The organism is Cedecea neteri, assembly GCF_000758305.1.
GTDB classification, from domain to species: Bacteria; Pseudomonadota; Gammaproteobacteria; order Enterobacterales; family Enterobacteriaceae; genus Cedecea; species Cedecea neteri_C.
In genome coordinates this window covers 571,744-592,252 of record NZ_CP009458.1, presented here as the reverse complement: position 1 = coordinate 592,252, position 20,509 = coordinate 571,744, and the positions used below count along the sequence as shown (strand labels likewise).

General features: G+C 55.7%; 19 protein-coding genes. 8 read left to right on the top strand and 11 right to left on the bottom strand.

What is annotated here, in order from left to right:
* Nucleotides 1–21: 21 nt before the first annotated feature.
* The 3 genes from LH23_RS02710 to ubiU form a co-directional block, all read right to left on the bottom strand.
* Nucleotides 22–1,029 carry a luciferase-like monooxygenase gene (locus tag LH23_RS02710; protein WP_008454765.1) on the bottom strand — a complete coding sequence of 336 codons (1,008 nt, stop codon included), beginning with the start codon at nt 1,027–1,029 and terminating at the stop codon, nt 22–24.
* A 143-nt stretch (nt 1,030–1,172) separates the two neighbouring features.
* Nucleotides 1,173–2,051 (bottom strand): U32 family peptidase, encoded by an 879-nt coding sequence (locus LH23_RS02705; RefSeq protein WP_172744681.1) that lies wholly within the window; start codon nt 2,049–2,051, stop codon nt 1,173–1,175.
* Nucleotides 2,052–2,059: 8 nt separating this feature from the next.
* Nucleotides 2,060–3,055: a ubiquinone anaerobic biosynthesis protein UbiU gene (ubiU, locus tag LH23_RS02700; RefSeq protein WP_039288057.1), complete on the bottom strand. Its 996-nt coding sequence runs from the start codon at nt 3,053–3,055 to the stop codon at nt 2,060–2,062.
* Between the two features lie 255 nt (nt 3,056–3,310).
* Between ubiU and ubiT the strand changes: the two genes are divergently transcribed.
* The gene (ubiT, locus tag LH23_RS02695; RefSeq protein WP_039288056.1) at nt 3,311–3,835 is read left to right on the top strand and encodes a ubiquinone anaerobic biosynthesis accessory factor UbiT; all 525 of its coding nucleotides are present in this window, start codon (nt 3,311–3,313) and stop codon (nt 3,833–3,835) included.
* Nucleotides 3,829–4,332: a GNAT family N-acetyltransferase gene (locus LH23_RS02690; RefSeq protein WP_039288053.1), complete on the top strand. Its 504-nt coding sequence runs from the start codon at nt 3,829–3,831 to the stop codon at nt 4,330–4,332. The genes ubiT and LH23_RS02690 overlap by 7 nt, the downstream gene beginning before the upstream one ends.
* Here the strand turns inward: LH23_RS02690 and LH23_RS02685 are convergent.
* Nucleotides 4,329–4,622, bottom strand: coding sequence for a GIY-YIG nuclease family protein (locus tag LH23_RS02685; RefSeq protein ID WP_039288050.1), 294 nt, complete (start codon nt 4,620–4,622; stop codon nt 4,329–4,331). The two genes, LH23_RS02690 and LH23_RS02685, sit on opposite strands and share 4 nt — an antisense overlap.
* Before the next feature lie 53 nt (nt 4,623–4,675).
* Between LH23_RS02685 and LH23_RS02680 the strand changes: the two genes are divergently transcribed.
* The 3 genes from LH23_RS02680 (at nt 4,676) to LH23_RS02670 (ending at nt 6,899) form a co-directional block, all read left to right on the top strand.
* Entirely contained in the window at nt 4,676–5,104 is a 429-nt protein-coding gene (locus tag LH23_RS02680; protein ID WP_039288048.1) for a YhbP family protein, read from the top strand.
* 20 nt (nt 5,105–5,124) lie between these two features.
* Nucleotides 5,125–5,778, top strand: a complete 654-nt coding sequence (locus LH23_RS02675) for an NAD(P)H-binding protein (RefSeq protein WP_039288045.1) — start codon at nt 5,125–5,127, stop codon at nt 5,776–5,778.
* Between the two features lie 77 nt (nt 5,779–5,855).
* Complete coding sequence (locus LH23_RS02670; protein ID WP_039288042.1) at nt 5,856–6,899, top strand: permease; 1,044 nt, start codon at nt 5,856–5,858, stop codon at nt 6,897–6,899.
* A 111-nt stretch (nt 6,900–7,010) separates the two neighbouring features.
* On the opposite strand, the gene LH23_RS02665 is transcribed toward LH23_RS02670, so the two are convergent.
* A complete protein-coding gene (locus LH23_RS02665) occupies nt 7,011–7,541 on the bottom strand; it encodes an NAD(P)H-dependent oxidoreductase (protein ID WP_081946046.1) in 531 nt (176 codons plus the stop codon).
* Nucleotides 7,542–7,661: 120 nt separating this feature from the next.
* Here LH23_RS02665 and LH23_RS02660 point away from each other — a divergent pair, with 120 nt between their 5' ends.
* Complete coding sequence (locus LH23_RS02660) at nt 7,662–8,015, top strand: winged helix-turn-helix transcriptional regulator (protein WP_039288036.1); 354 nt, start codon at nt 7,662–7,664, stop codon at nt 8,013–8,015.
* A gap of 30 nt (nt 8,016–8,045) precedes the next feature.
* Here the strand turns inward: LH23_RS02660 and nrdG are convergent, their stop codons facing one another.
* From nrdG to LH23_RS02645, 3 genes are all read right to left on the bottom strand, one after another.
* On the bottom strand, nt 8,046–8,510 hold the full coding sequence (gene nrdG / locus LH23_RS02655) for an anaerobic ribonucleoside-triphosphate reductase-activating protein (RefSeq protein WP_039288034.1): 465 nt from the start codon (nt 8,508–8,510) through the stop codon (nt 8,046–8,048).
* Nucleotides 8,511–8,775: 265 nt separating this feature from the next.
* Nucleotides 8,776–10,911, bottom strand: coding sequence for an anaerobic ribonucleoside-triphosphate reductase (nrdD, locus tag LH23_RS02650; protein ID WP_039288031.1), 2,136 nt, complete (start codon nt 10,909–10,911; stop codon nt 8,776–8,778).
* A 296-nt stretch (nt 10,912–11,207) separates the two neighbouring features.
* Nucleotides 11,208–12,089: a LysR family transcriptional regulator gene (locus LH23_RS02645; RefSeq protein WP_039288028.1), complete on the bottom strand. Its 882-nt coding sequence runs from the start codon at nt 12,087–12,089 to the stop codon at nt 11,208–11,210.
* A gap of 101 nt (nt 12,090–12,190) precedes the next feature.
* On the opposite strand from LH23_RS02645, the gene LH23_RS02640 reads away from it, so the two are divergent.
* Complete coding sequence (locus LH23_RS02640) at nt 12,191–12,721, top strand: NAD(P)H-dependent oxidoreductase (RefSeq protein ID WP_039288026.1); 531 nt, start codon at nt 12,191–12,193, stop codon at nt 12,719–12,721.
* Nucleotides 12,722–12,858: 137 nt separating this feature from the next.
* Here LH23_RS02640 and treC read toward each other — a convergent pair whose 3' ends face one another.
* The 3 genes from treC to treR form a co-directional block, all read right to left on the bottom strand.
* On the bottom strand, nt 12,859–14,517 hold the full coding sequence (gene treC / locus LH23_RS02635) for an alpha,alpha-phosphotrehalase (protein ID WP_039288023.1): 1,659 nt from the start codon (nt 14,515–14,517) through the stop codon (nt 12,859–12,861).
* Between the two features lie 198 nt (nt 14,518–14,715).
* Nucleotides 14,716–16,134 carry a PTS trehalose transporter subunit IIBC gene (gene treB, locus LH23_RS02630; protein WP_008454726.1) on the bottom strand — a complete coding sequence of 473 codons (1,419 nt, stop codon included), beginning with the start codon at nt 16,132–16,134 and terminating at the stop codon, nt 14,716–14,718.
* A 120-nt stretch (nt 16,135–16,254) separates the two neighbouring features.
* Complete coding sequence (treR, locus tag LH23_RS02625) at nt 16,255–17,202, bottom strand: trehalose operon repressor TreR (protein WP_039288020.1); 948 nt, start codon at nt 17,200–17,202, stop codon at nt 16,255–16,257.
* Between the two features lie 498 nt (nt 17,203–17,700).
* Between treR and mgtA the strand changes: the two genes are divergently transcribed.
* The gene (mgtA, locus tag LH23_RS02620) at nt 17,701–20,418 is read left to right on the top strand and encodes a magnesium-translocating P-type ATPase (RefSeq protein WP_039288017.1); all 2,718 of its coding nucleotides are present in this window, start codon (nt 17,701–17,703) and stop codon (nt 20,416–20,418) included.
* Nucleotides 20,419–20,509 lie beyond the last annotated feature (91 nt).

Sequence of the window (20,509 nt, the reverse complement as noted above, 5' to 3'; positions counted from 1 at the left end):
CTGAGAGGGCCCAATACATCACTAACCTAAAAGCTCTTCTTTCACCTGCATCGCCAAATCGAACGAATGCAAACGCGCCTGATGATCGAAAATCTGGCCGTTAACCATAATTTCATCCGCTTCAGTTTCGCGCAAAACGGACTCCAGGCCGTGGCGCACTTTTGCTTTATCCCCCACCAGAGACATGCTCAGGGCCTGCTGAACCCCATATTGCTCAGAGGCAGACCAGAGCTGATGCATATTCTCTACCGGCGGTGGAAGCTGGCCGGTTTCACCGCGACGAAGGCGAACAAATGCCTGCTGCATGGAAGTAAACAGGAATTCGGCATCGCGGGTGCTGTCTGCTGCCACGATATTGATGCACACCATCGCGTAAGGTTTTGCCAGCCGCTCGGACGGCTTGAAGTTCTCACGGTAGAGCTGCAGCGCCCGGAACAGCATGTCAGGCGCAAAGTGCGAAGCAAAAGCAAACGGCAAGCCCAGCTGTGCCGCCAGTTGAGCGCCATACAGGCTGGAGCCTAACAGCCAGACCGGCACCTTTTCACCGTAACCCGGCACGGGGCGTACGTGCGGATTCGGATCGCGGGCGTCAAACCAGTCCACCAGCTCTGCAACGTCCCGGGGGAAGTTATCCACGTCGCCGCTCATATGGCGTCGCAGCGCCCTCATCGTCGGCTGATCGCTGCCCGGCGCACGGCCAAGCCCGAGATCGATTCTCCCAGGATAGAGCGCATTCAGGGTACCGAACTGCTCGGCAATCACCAGCGGGGAATGGTTCGGCAGCATCACGCCGCCGGAACCTAAATGCAGCGTGGTGGTATTCGCGGCCAGATAGCCAATCAGCACCGACGTTGCCGCGCTGGCAATGCCGACCATATTGTGGTGCTCCGCCAGCCAGTAGCGGTGGTAGCCGCGCTTTTCAGCCAGTCGGGCGAGATCCAGAGAGTGGGAAAAAGCCTCCTGCGCCGAGGAGCCTTGAGGGATCGGCGCTAAATCCAGCACCGAGAAAGCAACATTTTTGTCAGTCATAACCGCTCACTTTTGTTACAGCGTAGTCATCAGATTGAAGGTCTTCTTCCAGCCTGGCGCAGGAATACCGCGCCGGCCAGAAAAGCTGCACTTTTAATAGTGCATTAAACGATGACCACATTTGTTAACAAAGTGAGCTATTGTCAGGCCCGAAGCTCCAGCCCGGCAACGCGTCGCCAGTAGCCGTTACAGTCGCTGCGGTTAGCCAGCGGCAGCGGGGCGCTGCCGTTTTCATTGGCACGGAAGGCGTTCAAAATGTCCAGCGTCCCTAAGCCCATTGGCGACAGGCGAACAATATCCACCAGCCCTTTCATCGACGTCAGCTCATTGCCGAGGTTATAGACATAGCCGCTCATGGTCTGAATGCCGTTCAGCACAAAGACTTGCTGTTGCTCCTGAGAGCGCATATCCCGGCCATTTGGGTACTTAATGCAGCAAGTTTCGCATTCATCCTTGGCGCGGTCTTCGGAGCGTGCGGTGAAGCAGCGGGCGGAATAAGCCAGCGGCAGATGGCCGTAACTCAGCACCTCCACTTCGAATTTGTCACGAATGCCGAGCTCATCACACTGGTTGAGCATATTGGCTAACCAGTCGCGGGAAAGCTCGACCGGCATACACCAGCGCATCATGCCCTGTTTTAATAACAGGCGCAGTGTCACGGCGTTATAGCAGTTGAGTGCATGTCCGGCGACGAACGGAAGTTTGCGTTCGGCGGCCATATTCACGCTGCCGATATCATTGGCTTCAATCAGAAAGTCGCCGTTTTCTACATAGCGCTTCAGTTCACCCAATTCTGACGGAGCCTGCACCAGTGCTAATGTAGAAAGCACCACCTGTTTGCCCTGGCCTGCGAGCATTTTGGCCATATCCAGCCAGTCGCCGACTTTGGTTGCCCGGCGCTTGCTGCACACCGCTTCGCCGAGGTAAATAACATCGGCCCGGCTTTTCGCCGCGGCCTGATAAAACTTTTCCAGCGTCTCTTTCGGCCAATAGTAAAGCACCGGCCCTAATGAATATTTCATGCTTTTTCCTACTGCCATTTGCGGTGATAGGCACCGAGCGTGGTTTGCGTGCCTTCGGCCATAGAGCCCAGCGTGTCCATCCAGGCGGGCTGGGCCTGGTAGTTTTTAGGATCGGCCATGCAGCGATCGATAGCTTGCCGCCAGACTTTTGCCACCTGAGTGACATAAGCCGGGCTGCGCTGGCGGCCCTCGATTTTCACTGACGCAATATTGGCTGCCAGCAACTCTGGCAGCAGCTCGAGCGTGTTAAGGCTGGTGGGTTCCTCCAGCGCGTGGTAAGGCCTGTCGTCAACCAGGTAACGCCCTTTGCAGAGGGTGGGATAGCCCGCATTTTCGCCGTCTTGATAGCGGTCAATCAGCACATCGTTGAGACGGGATTCCAGCCCTTGTGACGTTTGCTGCCAGCGCACAAAGCGGGCTGGGGAGCAGGCACCCACGGTATTTGGCGACTCACCGGTAAGGTAAGACGAAAGATAGCAGCGCCCTTCCGCCATAATGCACAGGCTGCCAAAAGCGAAGACTTCCAGCGACACTGGCGTGACGCGAGCGAGCTGTTTGACCTGATGAATGGAGAGCACGCGCGGCAGCACCACACGGGCAACATCGAAGTGGCGATGATAGAAGCGAATTGCCTCTTCGTTGGTGGCCGAAGCCTGCACCGATACATGGCGCTCGATATGCGGATAGCGCTCAGCAGCATATTCCAGCATGGCTAAATCCGCCAGGATCAGCGCATCGGCACCCAACTGGGCTGCCATATCAACTGCCCGCTGCCAGCGTGAGTAACCGTCCGGGTGGGCGAAAGTATTGATGGCAATATGCAGCTTGCGGCCGCGAAGATGCACGTAGCTGACGGCTTCCTGCAGCTTTTTCTCGGTGAAATTAAGACCGGCAAAATGACGCGCATTAGTATCATCTTTCAGGCCGATGTACACCGCATCTGCACCGTTATCGATGGCCGCTTTCAACGCCGGAAGGTTTCCGGCCGGGCAAAGCAACTCCATATTTTATCCTGAATCATAGGAGGCATGAATACATGCCCGCGCTGCACAGGGACGGGCAGCATAATTGTTAACGAACCGGGATTTTAGTTAACCTGTCGGCGACAATTTTTGATTTGGGGCAGAGAAAGGCGTATTGCTTAGTGTCGCCGCCGCCAATTCGGCCCCGCAGCAACCTGCGGAATTGTTGATTTGGCGCGCCATCGGGAATTGTCGTTATGGCAAAATAGCGACAAATCTTTTAAAGGAGTTAAACCCGTGTTCGATAAACTGCGTTCTCGCCTGGTTCAGGCTGGTCCTTCTTTGCTGCGGGTTCCAGTCAAGTTAACCCCCTTTGCCGTTAAGCGTCAGGTACTGGAGCAAGTGCTGGGCTGGCAGTTCCGCCAGGCGCTGCAGGATGGCGAGCTGGACTTTCTGGCAGGCCGCTGGCTAAGTATTGAAGTACGCGATCTGGGCCTGAAGTGGTTTACTTCCGTTGAGGACAATAAGCTGCTGGTGTGCGACGATGCACCTGCAGATGTGAGCTTTAGCGCTGAGGCCAACGATCTGTTGCTGATAGCCGCTCGCAAGCAGGATCCTGACACCCTGTTTTTCCAGCGTCGTCTGGTCATTGAAGGCGACACGGAACTTGGGTTATATGTGAAGAATCTAATGGATGCCATTGAGCTGGATGCCATGCCTAAACCGCTACGCATCCTGCTATTACAGCTGGCTGATTTTGTTGAGGCGGGTTTGAAACATAACGCCGCCCCTGAAGGTAATTCGATAGGTGAGCCATGTTAATTCGTGTAGAAATTCCCATTGATGCACCCGGCATCGACGCGCTGCTGCGCCGTTCCTTTGAAGGCGATGGCGAAGCTGAGCTGGTGAAAGCACTTCGGGAAGACGGGCTGTTAACGCTGGGTCTTGTCGCCACCGATGATGAAGGGCAGGTGATTGGCTATGTAGCCTTCAGCCCGGTTGCTGTAGAAGGCGAAGAGTTGCAGTGGGTGGGGCTTGCGCCGCTGGCGGTAGATGAGTCGGTTCGCGGGCAGGGTATTGCCAAACAGCTGGTATACGAAGGGCTGGATTCTCTGAATGAGTTTGGCTATGCCGCCGTGGTCACGCTCGGCTCGCCGGAGATGTACGGTCACCTTGGCTTCCAGCCTGCGGCCCGTTACGGTCTGCGCTGCCGCTGGCCCGGCACCGAAACGGCATTCCAGGTTCATCCGCTGGCGGATGATGCCCTGACCGGCGTCAGTGGCCTGGTGGAGTATTCTGACCACTTCAATAACGTTTAGCGAGTTTCCCCTTGAAGGCTTATCAGCAGGTCTTCAAGGGCTACTTTGCCCGCCACCAGCCGCTCTTTCTCGGCCTTGCTCAACTGTTTAATTCGGTATTCGGCCCGCAGCGCCAGCGACCGGTTTCCCACCACCTGACTAAATACTAAATCCAGCACCCCCCTGCCGCGCAGCGCCTTGGCACCTTTCCCTGACTGATGCTGAGCAAAGCGGCGAGCTACGTCGGTGGTGATGCCGGTATAAAGGCGGTTATCGGGGCAGCGAATTAAATAGAGATACCAGGGAGTCATAGGGCGGGCGCATAATTAACATTTGTCGCAGAGTATCACTGTTCAGGATGACGATGGAATCACTCAATGCTATCAGCCGCTGGCTGACAAAACAGCATGTTCTCAGCTACTGCGTGGGCAGTGGGCACTCGCTTTGGTGCGCGAACGCGTTTTACATTTTCGATCCGGAACGCATCGCTTTCTATCTGTTGAGCGATGCCTCATCCCGCCACGGCGAGCTGATTGGCGAGCAAGCCCCGGTCGCCGGGACGATAAACGGTCAGCCCAAAACCGTGGCGCTGATCCGTGGCGTGCAATTCCGGGGAGAAATTCGGCTGCTGACGGCAGAAGAGGCGGCTGATTTTCGAATCCGCTACCTGAAACGTTTCCCGATAGCCAAAGTCATGTCAGCCCCGATGTGGGAAATTCGGCTTGATGAGCTAAAAATGACGGACAACACGCTCGGCTTCGGGAAAAAGCTACACTGGCTACGTGACGAATAAATTAATTCTCAGGAGGCAGTATGAGTCGTGTTCTGATCGTCGGCGCCACGGGGCTTGTGGGGGGCCATTTACTCCGACTACTTAGTCAGGACTCGCGCATAAGCTCTATCGTGGCACCGACCCGCCGCCCGCTGCCGGTAGCGCTGAACAAGGTTGTTAATCCCCACGATCCGCAGCTTTCAGACGCCCTCGCGCAGGTCACGGAGCCGGTTGATATGGTCTTTTGCTGCCTGGGGACAACGCTTCGTGAGGCGGGCAGCAAAGAAGCTTTTATCCTCGTCGATTACACACTTGTCGTTGACACCGCTCTTACGGGCCAGCGGCTTGGGGCAAAACAGATGCTGGTGGTCAGCGCGGTGGGGGCGAACAGCCGCTCGCCGTTCTTCTACAACCGCGTGAAGGGTGAAATGGAGGACGCGCTGATAGCGCAGGCCTGGCCTCGTCTGATTCTTGCTCGCCCATCAATGCTGCTGGGCCATCGCCAAACCCGACGCTTAAACGAAGTCGTCATGCTGCCGATTTTTAAAATGCTGCCCGGCAATCTCAAGGCTATTGAGTCGCTGGATGTGGCAAAAGCCCTGCTTTTCGAGGCGTTCAACCCCGCTCGGGAAGGCGTGACGATCCTCAACTCAGGCCAACTGCGTGAATTGGCCGTGCAATCTTCCGGGGTTTAATCTTTCCCATCGCGCCCGCCGCGCTTAATATGGCGCGATAAACACTTCTCTTGCTAATCAATTTCAGGAAAACGGCTATGCCACTTTCTTCTTCATCCGCACCCGAAGCCCGTCCGTTCCCCTGGTGGAAGCCAGCGCTGTTTTTCCTGGTACTGATCGTCGGGCTTTGGTACGTAAAATGGCAGCCGTATTACGGCAAAGCCTTTACCGCCGCAGACACTCACAGCATCGGTAAATCCATCCTCGCCCAGGCGGACGCGAACCCGTTTAAAGCCGCGCTGGATTATGCGATGGTCTATTTTCTGGCTGTCTGGAAAGCGGCGGTGCTGGGCGTCATCCTGGGATCGTTAATACAGGTACTTATTCCCCGCGACTGGCTGCTGCGTACCCTGGGGCAACAGCGTCTGCGTGGAACGTTCTTCGGTACGTTGTTTTCACTCCCCGGCATGATGTGCACCTGCTGCGCGGCGCCGGTGACGGCGGGCATGCGTCGCCAGTCCGTTTCCATGGGCGGAGCACTGGCCTTTTGGATGGGGAACCCGTTACTGAACCCCGCGACGCTGGTCTTTATGGGGTTTGTGCTGGGCTGGCAGTTTGCTTTGGTACGGTTAGTAGCGGGCCTGGCGACGGTTCTCGGTGTGGCTTTGCTGGTACAGCGCTGGGTAAAAGATAAGCCGCAAATCATTGAACCAGTCCCTGCCGTTAGCCGTTCGACAGAAGACGGTGCTTTCCTTATTCGCTGGGGAAAAGCGCTGTGGCAGCTCTTCTGGAGCACAATCCCTGTCTATATCCTTGCCGTGCTGGTGCTTGGCGCCGCACGCGTCTGGCTGTTCCCTCACGCTGATGGCGTCGTAAGCGACACGCTGTTCTGGGTTATTGCCATGGCGGTTGTCGGCTGCCTGTTCGTGATCCCGACTGCAGCAGAAATTCCTATCGTGCAAACCATGATGCTGGCAGGGATGGGCACGGCGCCTGCGCTGGCGCTGTTGATTACGCTTCCGGCGGTCAGTCTGCCGTCGCTGATCATGCTGCACAAAGCTTTCCCGGCTAAAGCCTTGTGGCTCACCGGCGGGCTGGTGGCGCTAAGCGGCATTATTGTGGGTAGCCTGGCGCTTATTTAACAGCATTTCCCTGTCACTGATAAAATAAAAGCCACGTAGTTACGTGGCTTCTTAATAGCAAAGCTATACCGCTCAATAAAAATTGAGACGATAATTGTCAGAGGCTGAATATTAAAAGGACTGCAGGTAATCAATATATCCTTTAGCACTGCTTTCCAGCTGTTGTTCGGAAACTTCATATTCGGCACCATAAAATGTGTAGAAAGGCTGGTAATCCGCTTCGACATATTTCGCGGTCATTTCAAACGGCAGAAGTATTTCCTGTAACGAATGCTGATAACGCCCATCAGGTGAAAAGTCCTCCTCTTTGATGCCGGCACTCACCGCCAGCGCGAACTTACGGCCTCTGAGCTTATGCCCGCTGGTAGAGCCGTAGGCCCAGCCATAGGTAAAGACTTCATCCAGCCACTGCTTTAACAACGGAGGACTGTTAAACCAGTACAGCGGAAATTGCAGAATAATTTTATCGTGTTGTTCAATCAGTTTTTGCTCGCGCTCCACATCAATAACGCCATCTGGATAAGTCTGATAAAGATTATGGATGGTATATGACTCTGGCTGCTTTTCTAATTCGGCTACCCAGCGTTTATTAATTTTAGACTCATTAATATTCGGGTGAATAACAACAATTAACGTCTTCATGATTAATTCCTCTTGAGATGACTGTTCATCGGCATTTATTTGATGTTTGCATCATAGGAGGCTTTAAATTAAAGTACAATACTGTCATTGTTGATATGTACTATACCAAAGGATAGTGTAATGAGCGAAAAGGCTGCGCCAGATTCCTGTGCATTTATGGGCGACACGGGCTTTGCCTACACGCTGTCGCTGGTGAATGGAAAATACAAAATGATCATTCTCTATGCGCTGGCGGAGCATAAGCCGGTGATTCGCTTCAACGAACTCAAACGCTGCATTGAGACTATCTCTTTCAGAACCCTGAGCCTGACGCTGAAAGAGCTGGAAAATGACGGGTTGATTATCCGGGACGAATACCCGCAAATTCCCCCCAAGGTGGAGTACAGCCTCTCAGATCGCGGTAAGTCGCTGATCCCAGTGCTGGATATGATGTGCGAATGGGGAAACGTGCATCGCCATGATGTGCTGAAGTAAAGCTTCCCGCTGGCTGGCGGGAAGCCTGTTTTAACGCAGGTGATGCACAACCTGGTTGCTGCTGCCGCGCCAGATCAGCGCCGGGTCTTTTAAATCCTGAACAAACTTGCCGTCCACCAGGACGTTGATTAATGCCACTACTTCCTGCTGCGCGGCGCTCAGCTCATCAAGCTTATACCCCGTCCACACCCAGATGTCCTTGCCCGGACATTCGGCACGCACGCGCTTCACCAGCTTCAGAATCTCCGGCACGTTCTGCGGATGCAGAGGATCGCCGCCCGAAAGCGAGATCCCCTGGCGCTTAACGCGGGTGTCGTTCAGGTCGGCAATAATACGGTCAGCCATTTCTGCGGTAAACAGCATGCCCGAGTTCACGCGCCAGGTGCTTTTGTTGTAGCAGCCGGGGCATTCGTGCACGCAGCCTGAGACAAACAGCGTGCAGCGAGTGCCGGGGCCATTGACGATGTCGACGGGGTAGTATTGATGATAATTCATAAGCCTGACCTGATTGCCCTCACCCCGGCCCTCTCCCACAGGAGAGGGAGAAAACCAGCGCGCGGCGTAAGTATTTATATAGACAGTCCCCTCTCCCCTAAGGGGAGAGGGAGAAAACCAGCGCGCGGCGTAAGTATTTATATAGACAGTCCCCTCTCCCCTAAGGGGAAAGGGAGAAAACCAGCGCACGGCCTAAGTATTTACACAGACAGTTCCCTCTCCCCTTAGGGGAGAGGGTTAGGGTGAGGGGAATTCGCTTTATGGCTTAACCGATCTGCCCATTCCCCAGATGCTTAACGCGACGCTTAACTTCTTCCTGCTTGCCGGCGTTAAACGGGCGTGCGTCCGGGCTACCGAGATAGCCGCAAACCCGGCGGGTAACGGACACGCGCGCTGCATCGTGGTTACCGCATTTCGGGCAAGTGAAGCCCTTGCTGGTGCATTCGAACTCGCCGGTGTAGCCGCACTCGTAGCATTCATCGATTGGCGTATTGGTGCCGTAGTAAGGCACATGCTTGTAGCTGTAATCCCACACGTCTTCCAGCGCCCGCAGGTTGTGCTGAATGTTCGGATACTCGCCGTAGCAAATGAAGCCGCCGTTAGCCAGCGGTGGGTAAGGCGCTTCGAAGTCGATTTTGTCGTAAGGATTCACCTTTTTCTCGACGTCGAGGTGGAAGCTGTTGGTGTAGTAGCCTTTATCCGTCACGCCAGGCACAACGCCAAACTCGGCGGTATCCAGGCGGCAGAAACGGTCACACAGATTCTCACTTGGCGTACTGTACAGGCTAAAACCGTAGCCGGTTTCTTCTTTCCAGCTGTCTGTGGCTTCGCGCAGGCGGGAAACGATGGCAACGGCTTTCTCGCGCAGGGCTTCGCTGTCGTAAACATGCTGGTTACCGAACAGGGCATTCACCGTTTCATGAATGCCGATGTAGCCAAGGGAAATAGACGCCCGGCCATTTTTAAAGATCTCAGACACGTCGTCGTCGGCTTTCAGGCGCACGCCGCAGGCACCTTCCATATAGAGGATCGGGGCCACGCGGGCTTTGACACCTTCCAGGCGGGCAATGCGGGTCATCAGGGCTTTACGCGCCAGCAGTAAGCGCTCGTCCAGCAGTTTCCAGAAGGTGGTTTCATCGCCTTTGGCTTCCAGCGCAATGCGCGGCAGGTTCAGGCTGATCACGCCGAGGTTGTTACGTCCGTCGTGGATCTGCTCCCCGTTTTCTTCGTATACGCCGAGGAAGCTGCGGCAACCCATTGGGGTTTTAAATGAACCTGTGACTTTCACTACCTGATCGTAGTTAAGAATGTCCGGGTACATGCGTTTGGACGCGCATTCCAGTGCCAGCTGCTTAATGTCGTAGTTAGCGTCGCCGAACTTATGGTTCAGGCCGTCCTTGATAGCAAAGACCAGTTTTGGGAACACCGCGGTCTTGCGATTTTTACCCAAGCCGGCGATGCGGTTGCGCAGAATCGAGGTTTGGATCAGGCGGGATTCCCAACTGGTACCGAGGCCAAAACCAAAGGTGACAAACGGCGTCTGCCCGTTGGCGGTATGCAGGGTATTCACTTCATATTCAAGGGATTGGAAGGCGTCGTAGCACTCTTTCTCGGTGCGGGAGTGTGCGTACTCCTCGGCATTGGGGATCTGCCACTCTTCGGCAATTTTACGGTGCTTGTTAAAGCTTTCGGTCACAAACGGGGCCAGCACTTCGTCGATGCGGTTAATGGTTGTTCCACCGTAAATATGGCTGGCAACCTGGGCGATAATCTGTGCCGTAACCGCCGTTGCGGTAGAAATGGATTTTGGCGGCTCGATCTCGGCGTTACCCATTTTAAAGCCATGGGTCAGCATGCCTTTGAGATCGATAAGCATGCAGTTAAACATTGGGAAAAACGGAGAATAGTCGAGATCGTGATAGTGAATATCACCACGTTCGTGCGCGAGTACCACATCGCGCGGCAGCAGGTGCTGCTTGGCGTAGTGCTTGGCGACAATCCCGGCCAGCAGGTCGCGCTGGGTAGGGATGACCTTGCTGTCCTTGTTGGCGTTTTCATTCAGCAGGGCGGAGTTGGTCTGCTCAACCAGGCCGCGAATTTCCTGGTTCAGGCGGCCACGCTTCTCGCGCTCAATATCGCGGTCATGGCGATACTCAATATAGGCGCGCGCCAGCTGCTTGTAGTTTCCGGCCATAAGCTGGTTTTCCACGGCGACCTGGATCTCGCCGATATCGACCTGGCTGCGGCCGGCCATCTGCTGACTGACGATATCTGCGACGGTGGCGCAATAGTCCGCGTCATCGACTCCCGCTGCTTTAGCTGCACGCAGAATGGCTTCTCTGATGCGCTCTGAAGTGAAAGGTACCTTGCACCCGTCTCTTTTCATCACATGCGGTGTCATGATTTCTCCGTTTATTTTTAGGTTATCCACAAAGGTAGGGGCGCATCCGGGAGCACGTAGCCGTTTGTCCTGTCAAAACTTCCCGAAAATCGGCCCTTTTTATCCACAGATAATCCCCAAACTTATCCTGTGGAAGTTGTTGTTATAATAGTTGATGAATACAACATGTAGGGCCGGGGTGCATTTTAAGTTCTATATATAGTGATTTGCATCAAACATGTTTGCGATTTTATTGACGTAGAACAAAGTAAATCGGGGGCAGCAGAAGCGGTGGGCATTGCTAAAAATGCCAAGAATTATCTGATGAGTTTTTCGGATAAATACTCGACAAAAACCCGAGTCTTTGGCGGGACTTTACCTCCTGCATACTTTACCCAGAGTTGCTGCGCCTCGGTGGCCGAACCCTGCAAAATTGCCTGCAATTTTCCTTCGGCAATTGGTTTGGTGAGATACCAGTCGGCGAGATAAACGATCCCCATGCCGGACAGCGCCGCGTCCACCAGCGAATCCGGTGAGGTAGTGATAAACCAGGCTGAGGGTTCGTCAAACAGCGTTTCGTTATTCATCCACTGCTGAAGGCGCCCGGTGCCGGAGTTGCGGTGAATAAGGCAGCGATGCTGTGCGAGATCTTCCGGCGTTTGTGGCGTTCCGTGCTGGGCTAAATAGGCCGGTGACGCTGCCGTAATCATTTTTGAAGTATACAGTTCGCGAGCGACCACGCGGTTATCTCTTACCGTGCGGTGGCCGATGGCCACGTCTATGCGTTCAGCAATTAAATTCACGCTGCGGGCTTCCATGGACAACTCGAAGCGAATCAGCGGATAGCGCCGCTGGAATTCGGCCAGAATTGGCATCAGGCAGTGACGGCCAAAGCCGGGGATCACGCTGACGCGCAGCAGCCCCGAAGGTTCCGTCCCCGGGTTAACCAGAGCTTGGTTCAGCGCCTGCCACAGCGGCGCGACCTCATCGCGTAACGCAGTGCCTTCTTCGGTCAGCACCACAAAATGCGTATTGCGCACAAAGAGTACGATGCCCAGCCGCTGTTCAAGCTGGCGTATGCTTTTGCTCACCGCCGCAGGCGTAATACCCAACTGACGGGCGGCCTCGGAAAAACTCTGGCAGTCGGCCGCCGCCAGAAAAGCGGGAATGAGCCGATGAACGTCTGCGGAAAGCATCATGCTTGTAACCTTTGGTTGAAACAGATGTGCCATGTTATGGACTACAGGTAAGCCCTGTCATCTGAAAAGATAGCCTCATCCCAAAAAATGAGGTCTGAAAGATGAAAAAAATATTAGTCCTGGCAGCACATCGCGCCCCTGAAGAATCCCGTATTAACCGAGCTGGCGTTACGGCCCTGAAAAGCATCGAAGGCGTCACCGTGCACGAGCTTAAGCGTGCGTACCCGGATCACCAGATTGACGTTGAACGTGAACAAGCGCTGCTGGTGGAACATGACGCGATTGTGCTGATGTTCCCGTTCTGGTGGTACAGCTCTCCGGCGATCCTCAAGGACTGGCAGGATCAGGTGCTGACCTTCGGCTTTGCCTACGGGACTAACGGCACCGCGCTGCACGGCAAAAAGCTGATGGTGATGACCTCAACCGGCGGATCGACGGACGCCTATCGTGCCGAAGGGGCTAACCGCTATACGGTGGAAGAGCTGCTGCTGCCGTTCCATGCGATGGCGAATAAAACAGGCATGATTTGGCAGGCGCCTGCGCTTATTCAGGGGGCAAATACGATTACGGAAGCGCTGATCGATGAGGGTGTTAACGGCTGGCTGAGTCGGGTTCAGGCGCTGAAGGGGTAATTTTTCCCCTCACCCCGGCCCTCTCCCCAAAGGGGCGAGGGGGCAAACAACAGGGCAAAACAGTTCGCAATCTATTCCCTCTCCCTTCCAGGGAGAGGGTGAGGGTCAGAAGCGACATTGAGGGGCGTTTTTCCAGACTAACGCTTAACCCAGTACACTGCCTCAAACGGCCTCAGGCTCATCTCCGCAGGCTTCGGTGCGGCATCAGCATAGTTGCTCATCAACACTTCCCATTCGCCTTCATGCCCTTCCAGCTGCAGCCATTGCGCTTCCGCGCTAAGGTTCGCGGCAACCACCAGCGTCTGGCCCTCGTGTTGGCGGCTGTAACTCCACACCAGCGGGTGCTCCGGCAGCAGATCCTGATAATTCCCCCAGGTCAGCACCGGCTCCGCCTTACGCAGCTTGATCAATTGCTGGTAGGTATAGAACACCGACTCTTTGTCCTCCAGCGCCGCTGCGGCGTTGACTGTCTGGTAGTTATCGCACAGGCCAATCCACGGCGTGCCTTCGCTAAAGCCAGCGTTGCTGCCGGCATCCCATTGCATCGGCGTGCGGCTGTTGTCGCGTGACTTGCTGGCAAGAATAGCCATCAGCGTGTCGCTGTCGCGCCCAAGGGTTCGCAGCTCGGCAAACATATTGAGGCTTTCCACGTCGCGGTACTGATCGATGTTGGAGAAATGCGGATTAGTCATCCCAATCTCTTCCCCCTGATAGATGTACGGCGTGCCTTGCATGCCGTGCAGCACCATGGCCAGCATCTTCGCGGAGGTGGTTCGCAGTTCGCCTTCGTGGCCAAAGCGGGACACGATGCGCGGCTGGTCGTGGTTACACCAGAACAACGCGTTCCACGCCACGTTGTGCATCCCCTGCTGCCAGTGGTTGAAAATGGACTTCAGCTCCACGTAGTCAGGTTTTGCCAGCGTCCATTTCTCGCCGCCGGGATAATCCACTTTCAGGTGATGGAAGTTAAAGGTCATCGACAGCTCGCTGCCATCGAGGGCGCCATATTTCTGGCAGTTATCCAGTGAAGTGGAGGACATCTCGCCGACGGTCATCAGGCCGAGCGGCTTAAAAGCATCGCGGCTGAATTCCTGCAGGTACTCATGAACTCGTGGACCATCGGTGTAAAAACGACGCCCGTCACCGCCGTTCACGTCATTCGGGAACGTCTGATCTTTTGATACCAGGTTAATCACGTCGAGACGCAGGCCGTCCACGCCGCGGTTGGCCCAGAACTCGCAAACCTTCTTCAGCTCGGCGCGAACCGTTGGGTTTTCCCAGTTGAGATCGGCCTGCTCAGGCGCGAAAAGGTGCAGGTAGTATTGGCCCGTTTCCGCCTGCCACTGCCAGGCATTGCCGCCGAACTTCGAGCGCCAGTTGTTCGGCAGAATGTCCGGGTTGCCGTCGCGCCAGATATAGAACTCGCGGTACGGACTGTGTTTATCCTGCGCCTGTTTGAACCAGTCGTGCTCCGTGGAAGTGTGGTTAAACACCATATCCAGCACCAGGCGAATACCGCGTTGGTGGGCTTCGGCTACCAGCAAATCAAAATCTTCCAGCGTGCCGTAGGTTGGATCTATCGCGCAGTAGTTAGCGACGTCGTAGCCGTTATCTATCTGAGGCGAGACATAAAACGGTGTGAGCCAAATGGCATCAACGCCCAGCGTCTTAAGGTAATCCAGACGCTTAATCACGCCCTTCAGATCGCCGGTCCCGCTGCCGGTCGTGTCCTGGAAACTCTTCGGGTAAATCTGGTAGATGACGCCGTTTTGCCACCACGGAGGAGTGATATTCATAGCGAGTTCCTGCTAGCTGAAGGGGCGGAATTGCCCCACAAACTGATGACAAGCTTCTGGTAGTAGAAAGAACCTTCAGTGCCATCAAAAATAAACAAGGAAAATCAATGGGCTGATTTTCAGCTGATAACCCACAAAGCGAGAAAAAGTCACTTTGCTCTGACGAAAAGGGGGCATTTCTGCCCCCGGTCAATCTCACTACACCACCAGCAGCGTGCCCTGGCGGAATTTACGCTTGTAGACGATGGAGGTCAGGATAATCGGCACAATCACCGCGATAACAATCGCAATGGCGTAGACGCCCCAGAACTTAGGCTGGATGGACAGAATGCCCGGCAGACCGCCGACGCCAATCCCGTTCGCCATCACGCCGTTCAGGCCGCACAGCAGGCCAGCCAGGCCGGAACCGACCATCGCGCACAGCATCGGGAAGTGGTACTTCAGGTTGATCCCGTACATGGCCGGTTCGGTCACGCCGAGGTAGGCAGAGATAGCCGCCGGGACGGAGATTTCACGTTCGTTCTGCTTGCGGCTACAGATAATGATGCCGACAACCGCAGATGCCTGTGCGATGTTGGACAGCGCAATCAGTGGCCAAACCGGTGTCCCGCCCAGGCTCTGGATCATCTGCATATCGATGGCGAGCGTGGTCTGGTGAACACCGGTAATTACCAGCGGCGCATACAGGAAGCCAAACAGCGCGGCACCGATAGGGGCGAAGCTGCCGGTCATCAGGTGGCGAACTGCGAACGCCACGCCATCACCGATCATACGGCCAAATGGCCCGATCACGGTGTGCGCCAGGAAGACGGCCAGGATCAGCGAGCAAACCGGCACGATAACCAGATAAAGATAATCCGGCACGATACGTTTCATACGAGTTTCGATGAAGCCGAGCGCCAGACCGGCCAGCAGCGCAGGAATAACCTGTGCCTGGTAACCGACTTTCTCAATAGTGAACCAGCCGAAGTTCCACACTTCCGGGATCTTGGTGCCCAGCTCGTAGGCGTTCATCAGCTGTGGTGACACCAGCGTAACGCCCAGCACGATGCCGAGGATTGGCGTGCCGCCCATTTTCTTCACCGCAGACCAGCAAATGCCCACCGGCAGATAGAAGAAGATTGCTTCACCAATCAGCCACAGGAAGTCATACACGGTTTTCAGCGCCGGGTACATTTGGGCAAGAGTTTCCCCGTTGCTCATCGGCAGGTCGCCAATGACGTTACGGAAACCGAGGATCAAACCCCCGCTGATCAGCGCCGGCAGCAGCGGGAAGAAGATCTCTGCGAAGTGGGAGATCAGCTGCTCGTGCCATTTCATGTTTTGACGGGCCGCCGTCTTGGCCTGTTCCTTGTCGGCGGAGTCCAGTCCGGTCGTGGCGATCAGCGCTTTGTAATAATCATCCACGTCGGTACCGATAACCACCTGGAACTGACCGGCATTGGTAAAGCAGCCTTTCACCATCGGGAGGTTTTCGATCTCTTTAGGATGGGCATTTTCGGGATGGTTCAGCACAAAACGCAGTCGGGTAATGCAGTGGCTGACGGTCGCAATATTCTCGCGTCCGCCAACCAGTTCGATCAGTTTGTCGATGTCTTGTTGTTTTACTTTGCTCATAAGTAACACCCTGGGTAGGAGGTAATGACCTGTTGTAAGGGTAGCCAGGTTTCTATATTGCGAAAATGGGAACGTTCCCGAAACCGGGCGAAGATCACAAAATCCCGTTCAGGAGAGGTTTTATTGCAGGTGACTAGGGATGACGATCTGCCGCAGCTGTTGGCCCTGAGAAATCTGCCCGATCAGCTGCAAAGCCGCGGCGCGACCGGCTTCGGCGTAGCCTGGGTCAACGGTGATGATTTCAGGATGCAAGAATTTCATCAGCGGCGTGTTCCCCACGCTCGCCAGTTGAATATCGCTGCGGTTTTGCTGCTGGAGATATTTGCTTGCGCCCAGCGCCAGGGTGTCGGTGGCGCACAGCAGGGCGGTGGTTTTTGGGGTCAGGACTTCAACCACATGCTCGTAGCCTTGCTTCATAGCCAGGCCGGGCAGGGCGGCATTCGGAACAATATCGTGGTCACGACAAAACGCGAGATACGCCTGGTGACGACGGTAACCGGTGGTGACGTCGCCGTGCGGTACGCCCAGGAAGCTGATATCCCGGTGGCCCTGCTGATAAAGCGTAGACATCAGGATGTGAATGGAGCCTTCATCGTCATAACACACCGAAGCGAAACCGTTGGCGTCTCGCGCCATCAGCACCAGCGTGGAGCGCCAGGGCTGCAGCACTTTCTCGTTGATACCCGTGAAGCCGAACAAAATCACGCCGTCGATATTGCGGCGGCGCAGCATGCCGAGATGCTCCTCAACCATCTCTGGTGAGAACTGGCTTTCCATCATGATCGGGTCGTAGCCCTGCTCGTAAAGGCAAGGCAGCATGGTTTGCACCGCCAGATTTTCCGACAGGGAGTCCAGGCGGGTCACGATAATGGCGACGACTTTGTCGCTTTGCCCGCGCATCGCGCGCGCCGAGCGGGAGGGAGAGAACTCATGCTGCTGCATTACCGCTTCAACCCGTTCCCGCGTGCGGGCGCTGACGCCGCTTTCATTGTTCAATACGCGCGAAACGGTAGATTTCCCCACGCCGCTCAGGCGGGCAATATCTTTGATGGTAAGGCGACTTTGCATGGTTGTTCTTTTCCCTGGCGGTCACGGTGCAAATTGGCTGGTTAGACAATGGCGGCTAGCCCTTTTTCCTTTGGGACACGAATGCAGTGATTGTCACTCGTTTGCCACCAACCTGTAATCCGGATTATTTAGAATATACTTACCAGGATTAAAATATTAACGCTCTATCCCGTTCCCGATATGGGCAAAATCTGGTTTACAGACGGTTTAGTTTTACGGGCGTAGTATACCTGGCATTCTCATTATGCCAGAAGGCGTAATGCTATTTTTCTTTCAACGCTACCGGAGATGACATGGAACCCGATCCCAGTCCTCACCCTGAAGTAACAGGAATTTTCCGGTAAGCCACAGGTTAACGCCCGCTGCCTTACCGGTTTTGTAAGGCAGTGACGACCACTCTCTTTTACGTCCCTGCTTGTTGATGCTCTCCTGCCTGGTGCAGCTTTGTTGCGCCTACAGGAAACTTAGGTACCGCTCAAGACGGTGCTAAGGACGTTTATGCAATTCAAAAACCTCACACGCCAGCTGATGTCCCAACTGAGCCGCCACCTGCCGCGCCGCCTGGTGCAGCGCGATCCTATGCCTGACGGGAAAGTGGTGGCGAAGGCCGCCGATATTCCGGCGACGCTGACCCAGGCCTGCCTGAAATATGCCGCCGCCAGCGAAGAGCAGCTCTACGTTGAATTTGGCAGCCATCCGGAAGGGCTGGACGCTCGCGAAGTCGAAAAGGCGCGCGAAACCCACGGCCTGAACCAGATCCCGGCGCAGAAACCCGCACCGTGGTTTGTGCATCTCTGGGTTTGTTACCGCAACCCGTTCAACCTGCTGCTGACGGCGCTGGGGATTTTCTCCTACGCCACGGAAGATGATCTGTTCGGCGCCAGCGTCATCGCGCTGATGGTGGTGATTTCCACGCTGCTGAACTTCATCCAGGAAACCCGCTCCACCCGCGCGGCGGATGCGCTGAAGGCGATGGTGAGCAACACCGCAACCGTGCTGCGCGTGATCAACGACCAGGGCGAATATGCCTACGTCGAAGTTCCGCTGGACCAGCTGGTACCTGGTGACATTGTTAAGCTTGCTGCGGGCGACATGATCCCAGCCGACCTGCGCGTGATGCAGGCGCGTGACCTGTTTGTTGGCCAGGCATCGCTGACCGGGGAATCGCTGCCGGTTGAGAAAGTCGCCGTCAGCCGTCAGCACGACCAGCACAACCCGCTGGAGTGCGACAACCTCTGCTTTATGGGCACCAACGTGGTGAGCGGCACCGCTCTGGCGATGATTATCGCCACCGGCGGCAACACCTGGTTCGGCCAGCTTGCCGGGCGTGTCACCCAGCAGGAAAGTGAACCTAACGCCTTCCAGCGCGGGATCAGCCGCGTAAGCTGGCTGCTGATCCGCTTTATGCTGGTGATGGTGCCGGTGGTGCTGCTGATTAACGGCTTCACCAAGGGCGACTGGTGGGAAGCGGCGCTGTTCTCGCTCTCCGTTGCCGTCGGCCTGACGCCGGAAATGCTGCCCATGATCGTGACCTCCACGCTGGCGCGCGGGGCGGTCAAACTGTCGAAGCAAAAAGTCATTGTGAAACACCTGGATGCTATCCAGAACTTTGGCGCGATGGACATCCTGTGTACCGATAAAACCGGCACCCTGACACAGGACCGCATCGTGCTGGAAACCCACACCGATATCTTCGGTGAGCAAAGCGATCGCGTGCTGCATACCGCCTGGCTGAACAGCCACTACCAAACCGGCCTGAAAAACCTGCTCGACGTGGCGGTACTGGAAGGCGTCGATGCTGACCATGCTCGTACGGCGGTTGCCCGCTGGCACAAAATAGATGAAATTCCTTTTGATTTTGATCGCCGCCGCATGTCGGTTGTGGTCTCCGAGCAGGCCGACGTGCATCAGCTTATCTGCAAAGGCGCGCTGCAGGAGATCCTCAACGTCTGTACCCATGTACGCCACGGGGACGAAATTGTGCCGCTCAGCGAAGGGATGCTGACGCGCATTCGCAGCGTAACCGACTCGCTAAACAGCCAGGGCCTGCGTGTGGTTGCCGTTGCCACCAAATTCCTGCCTGCTCGCAGCGCAGACTACAGCCGCGTGGATGAGTCAGACCTGATCCTCGAAGGCTACATTGCCTTCCTCGATCCGCCGAAAGAAACCACCGCTCCGGCGTTAAAAGCGCTGAAAGCCAGCGGCATCGCGGTGAAAATCCTGACCGGCGACAGCGAACTGGTCGCGGCGAAAGTATGCCGTGAAGTCGGCCTGGAGGTAGGCGACCTGATTATCGGCAGCGACATCGAAGAGATGAGCGATGACGAACTGGCGCGCGTGGCGCTGCAAACCACGCTGTTTGCCCGCCTGACGCCGATGCACAAAGAGCGTATCGTTCGCCTGCTGCGCGGTGAAGGCCATGTCGTGGGCTTTATGGGCGACGGCATCAACGATGCTCCAGCGTTACGTGCGGCGGATATCGGTATTTCAGTTGATGGTGCGGTGGATATCGCCCGTGAGGCTGCCGACATTATCCTGCTGGAAAAAAGCCTGATGGTGCTGGAAGAGGGCGTGATTGAAGGCCGTCGTACCTTCGCCAACATGCTCAAGTACATCAAAATGACCGCCAGCTCCAACTTCGGCAACGTCTTCAGCGTGCTGGTGGCCAGCGCCTTCCTGCCGTTCCTGCCGATGCTGCCGATCCACTTACTGATTCAGAACCTGATGTACGATATCTCGCAGGTCGCGATCCCGTTTGATAACGTCGACGATGAGCAAATCAAGCAGCCACAGCGCTGGAACCCGGCCGACCTGGGCCGCTTTATGGTGTTCTTCGGGCCGCTCAGCTCCATCTTCGATATCGTGACCTTCGGCGTGATGTGGTGGATTTTCAAAGCCAACTCCCCGGAAGCGCAAACGCTGTTCCAGTCCGGCTGGTTCGTGGAAGGCCTGCTGTCGCAGACGCTGATTGTGCACATGATCCGTACCCGCCGCATTCCGTTCCTGCAAAGCCGTCCGGCCTGGCCGCTGATGGTCATGACGCTGCTGGTGATGGCGCTCGGGATTGCGCTGCCGTTCTCCCCGCTGGCGGAATATCTCCACCTGCAGGCGCTGCCGCTGAGCTACTTCCCGCTGCTGGTGATCATCCTGGCAGGCTACATGATGCTGACTCAGGCAGTAAAAGGTTTCTATAGCCGCCGCTACGGCTGGCAGTAATCCAAAAAATGGCGAGATGTGATCCACATCTCGCCGCCGCCTTGCTGAAAAATCCTTCACGTGATAACAGATTGTTTTTGCTATTTTCTGG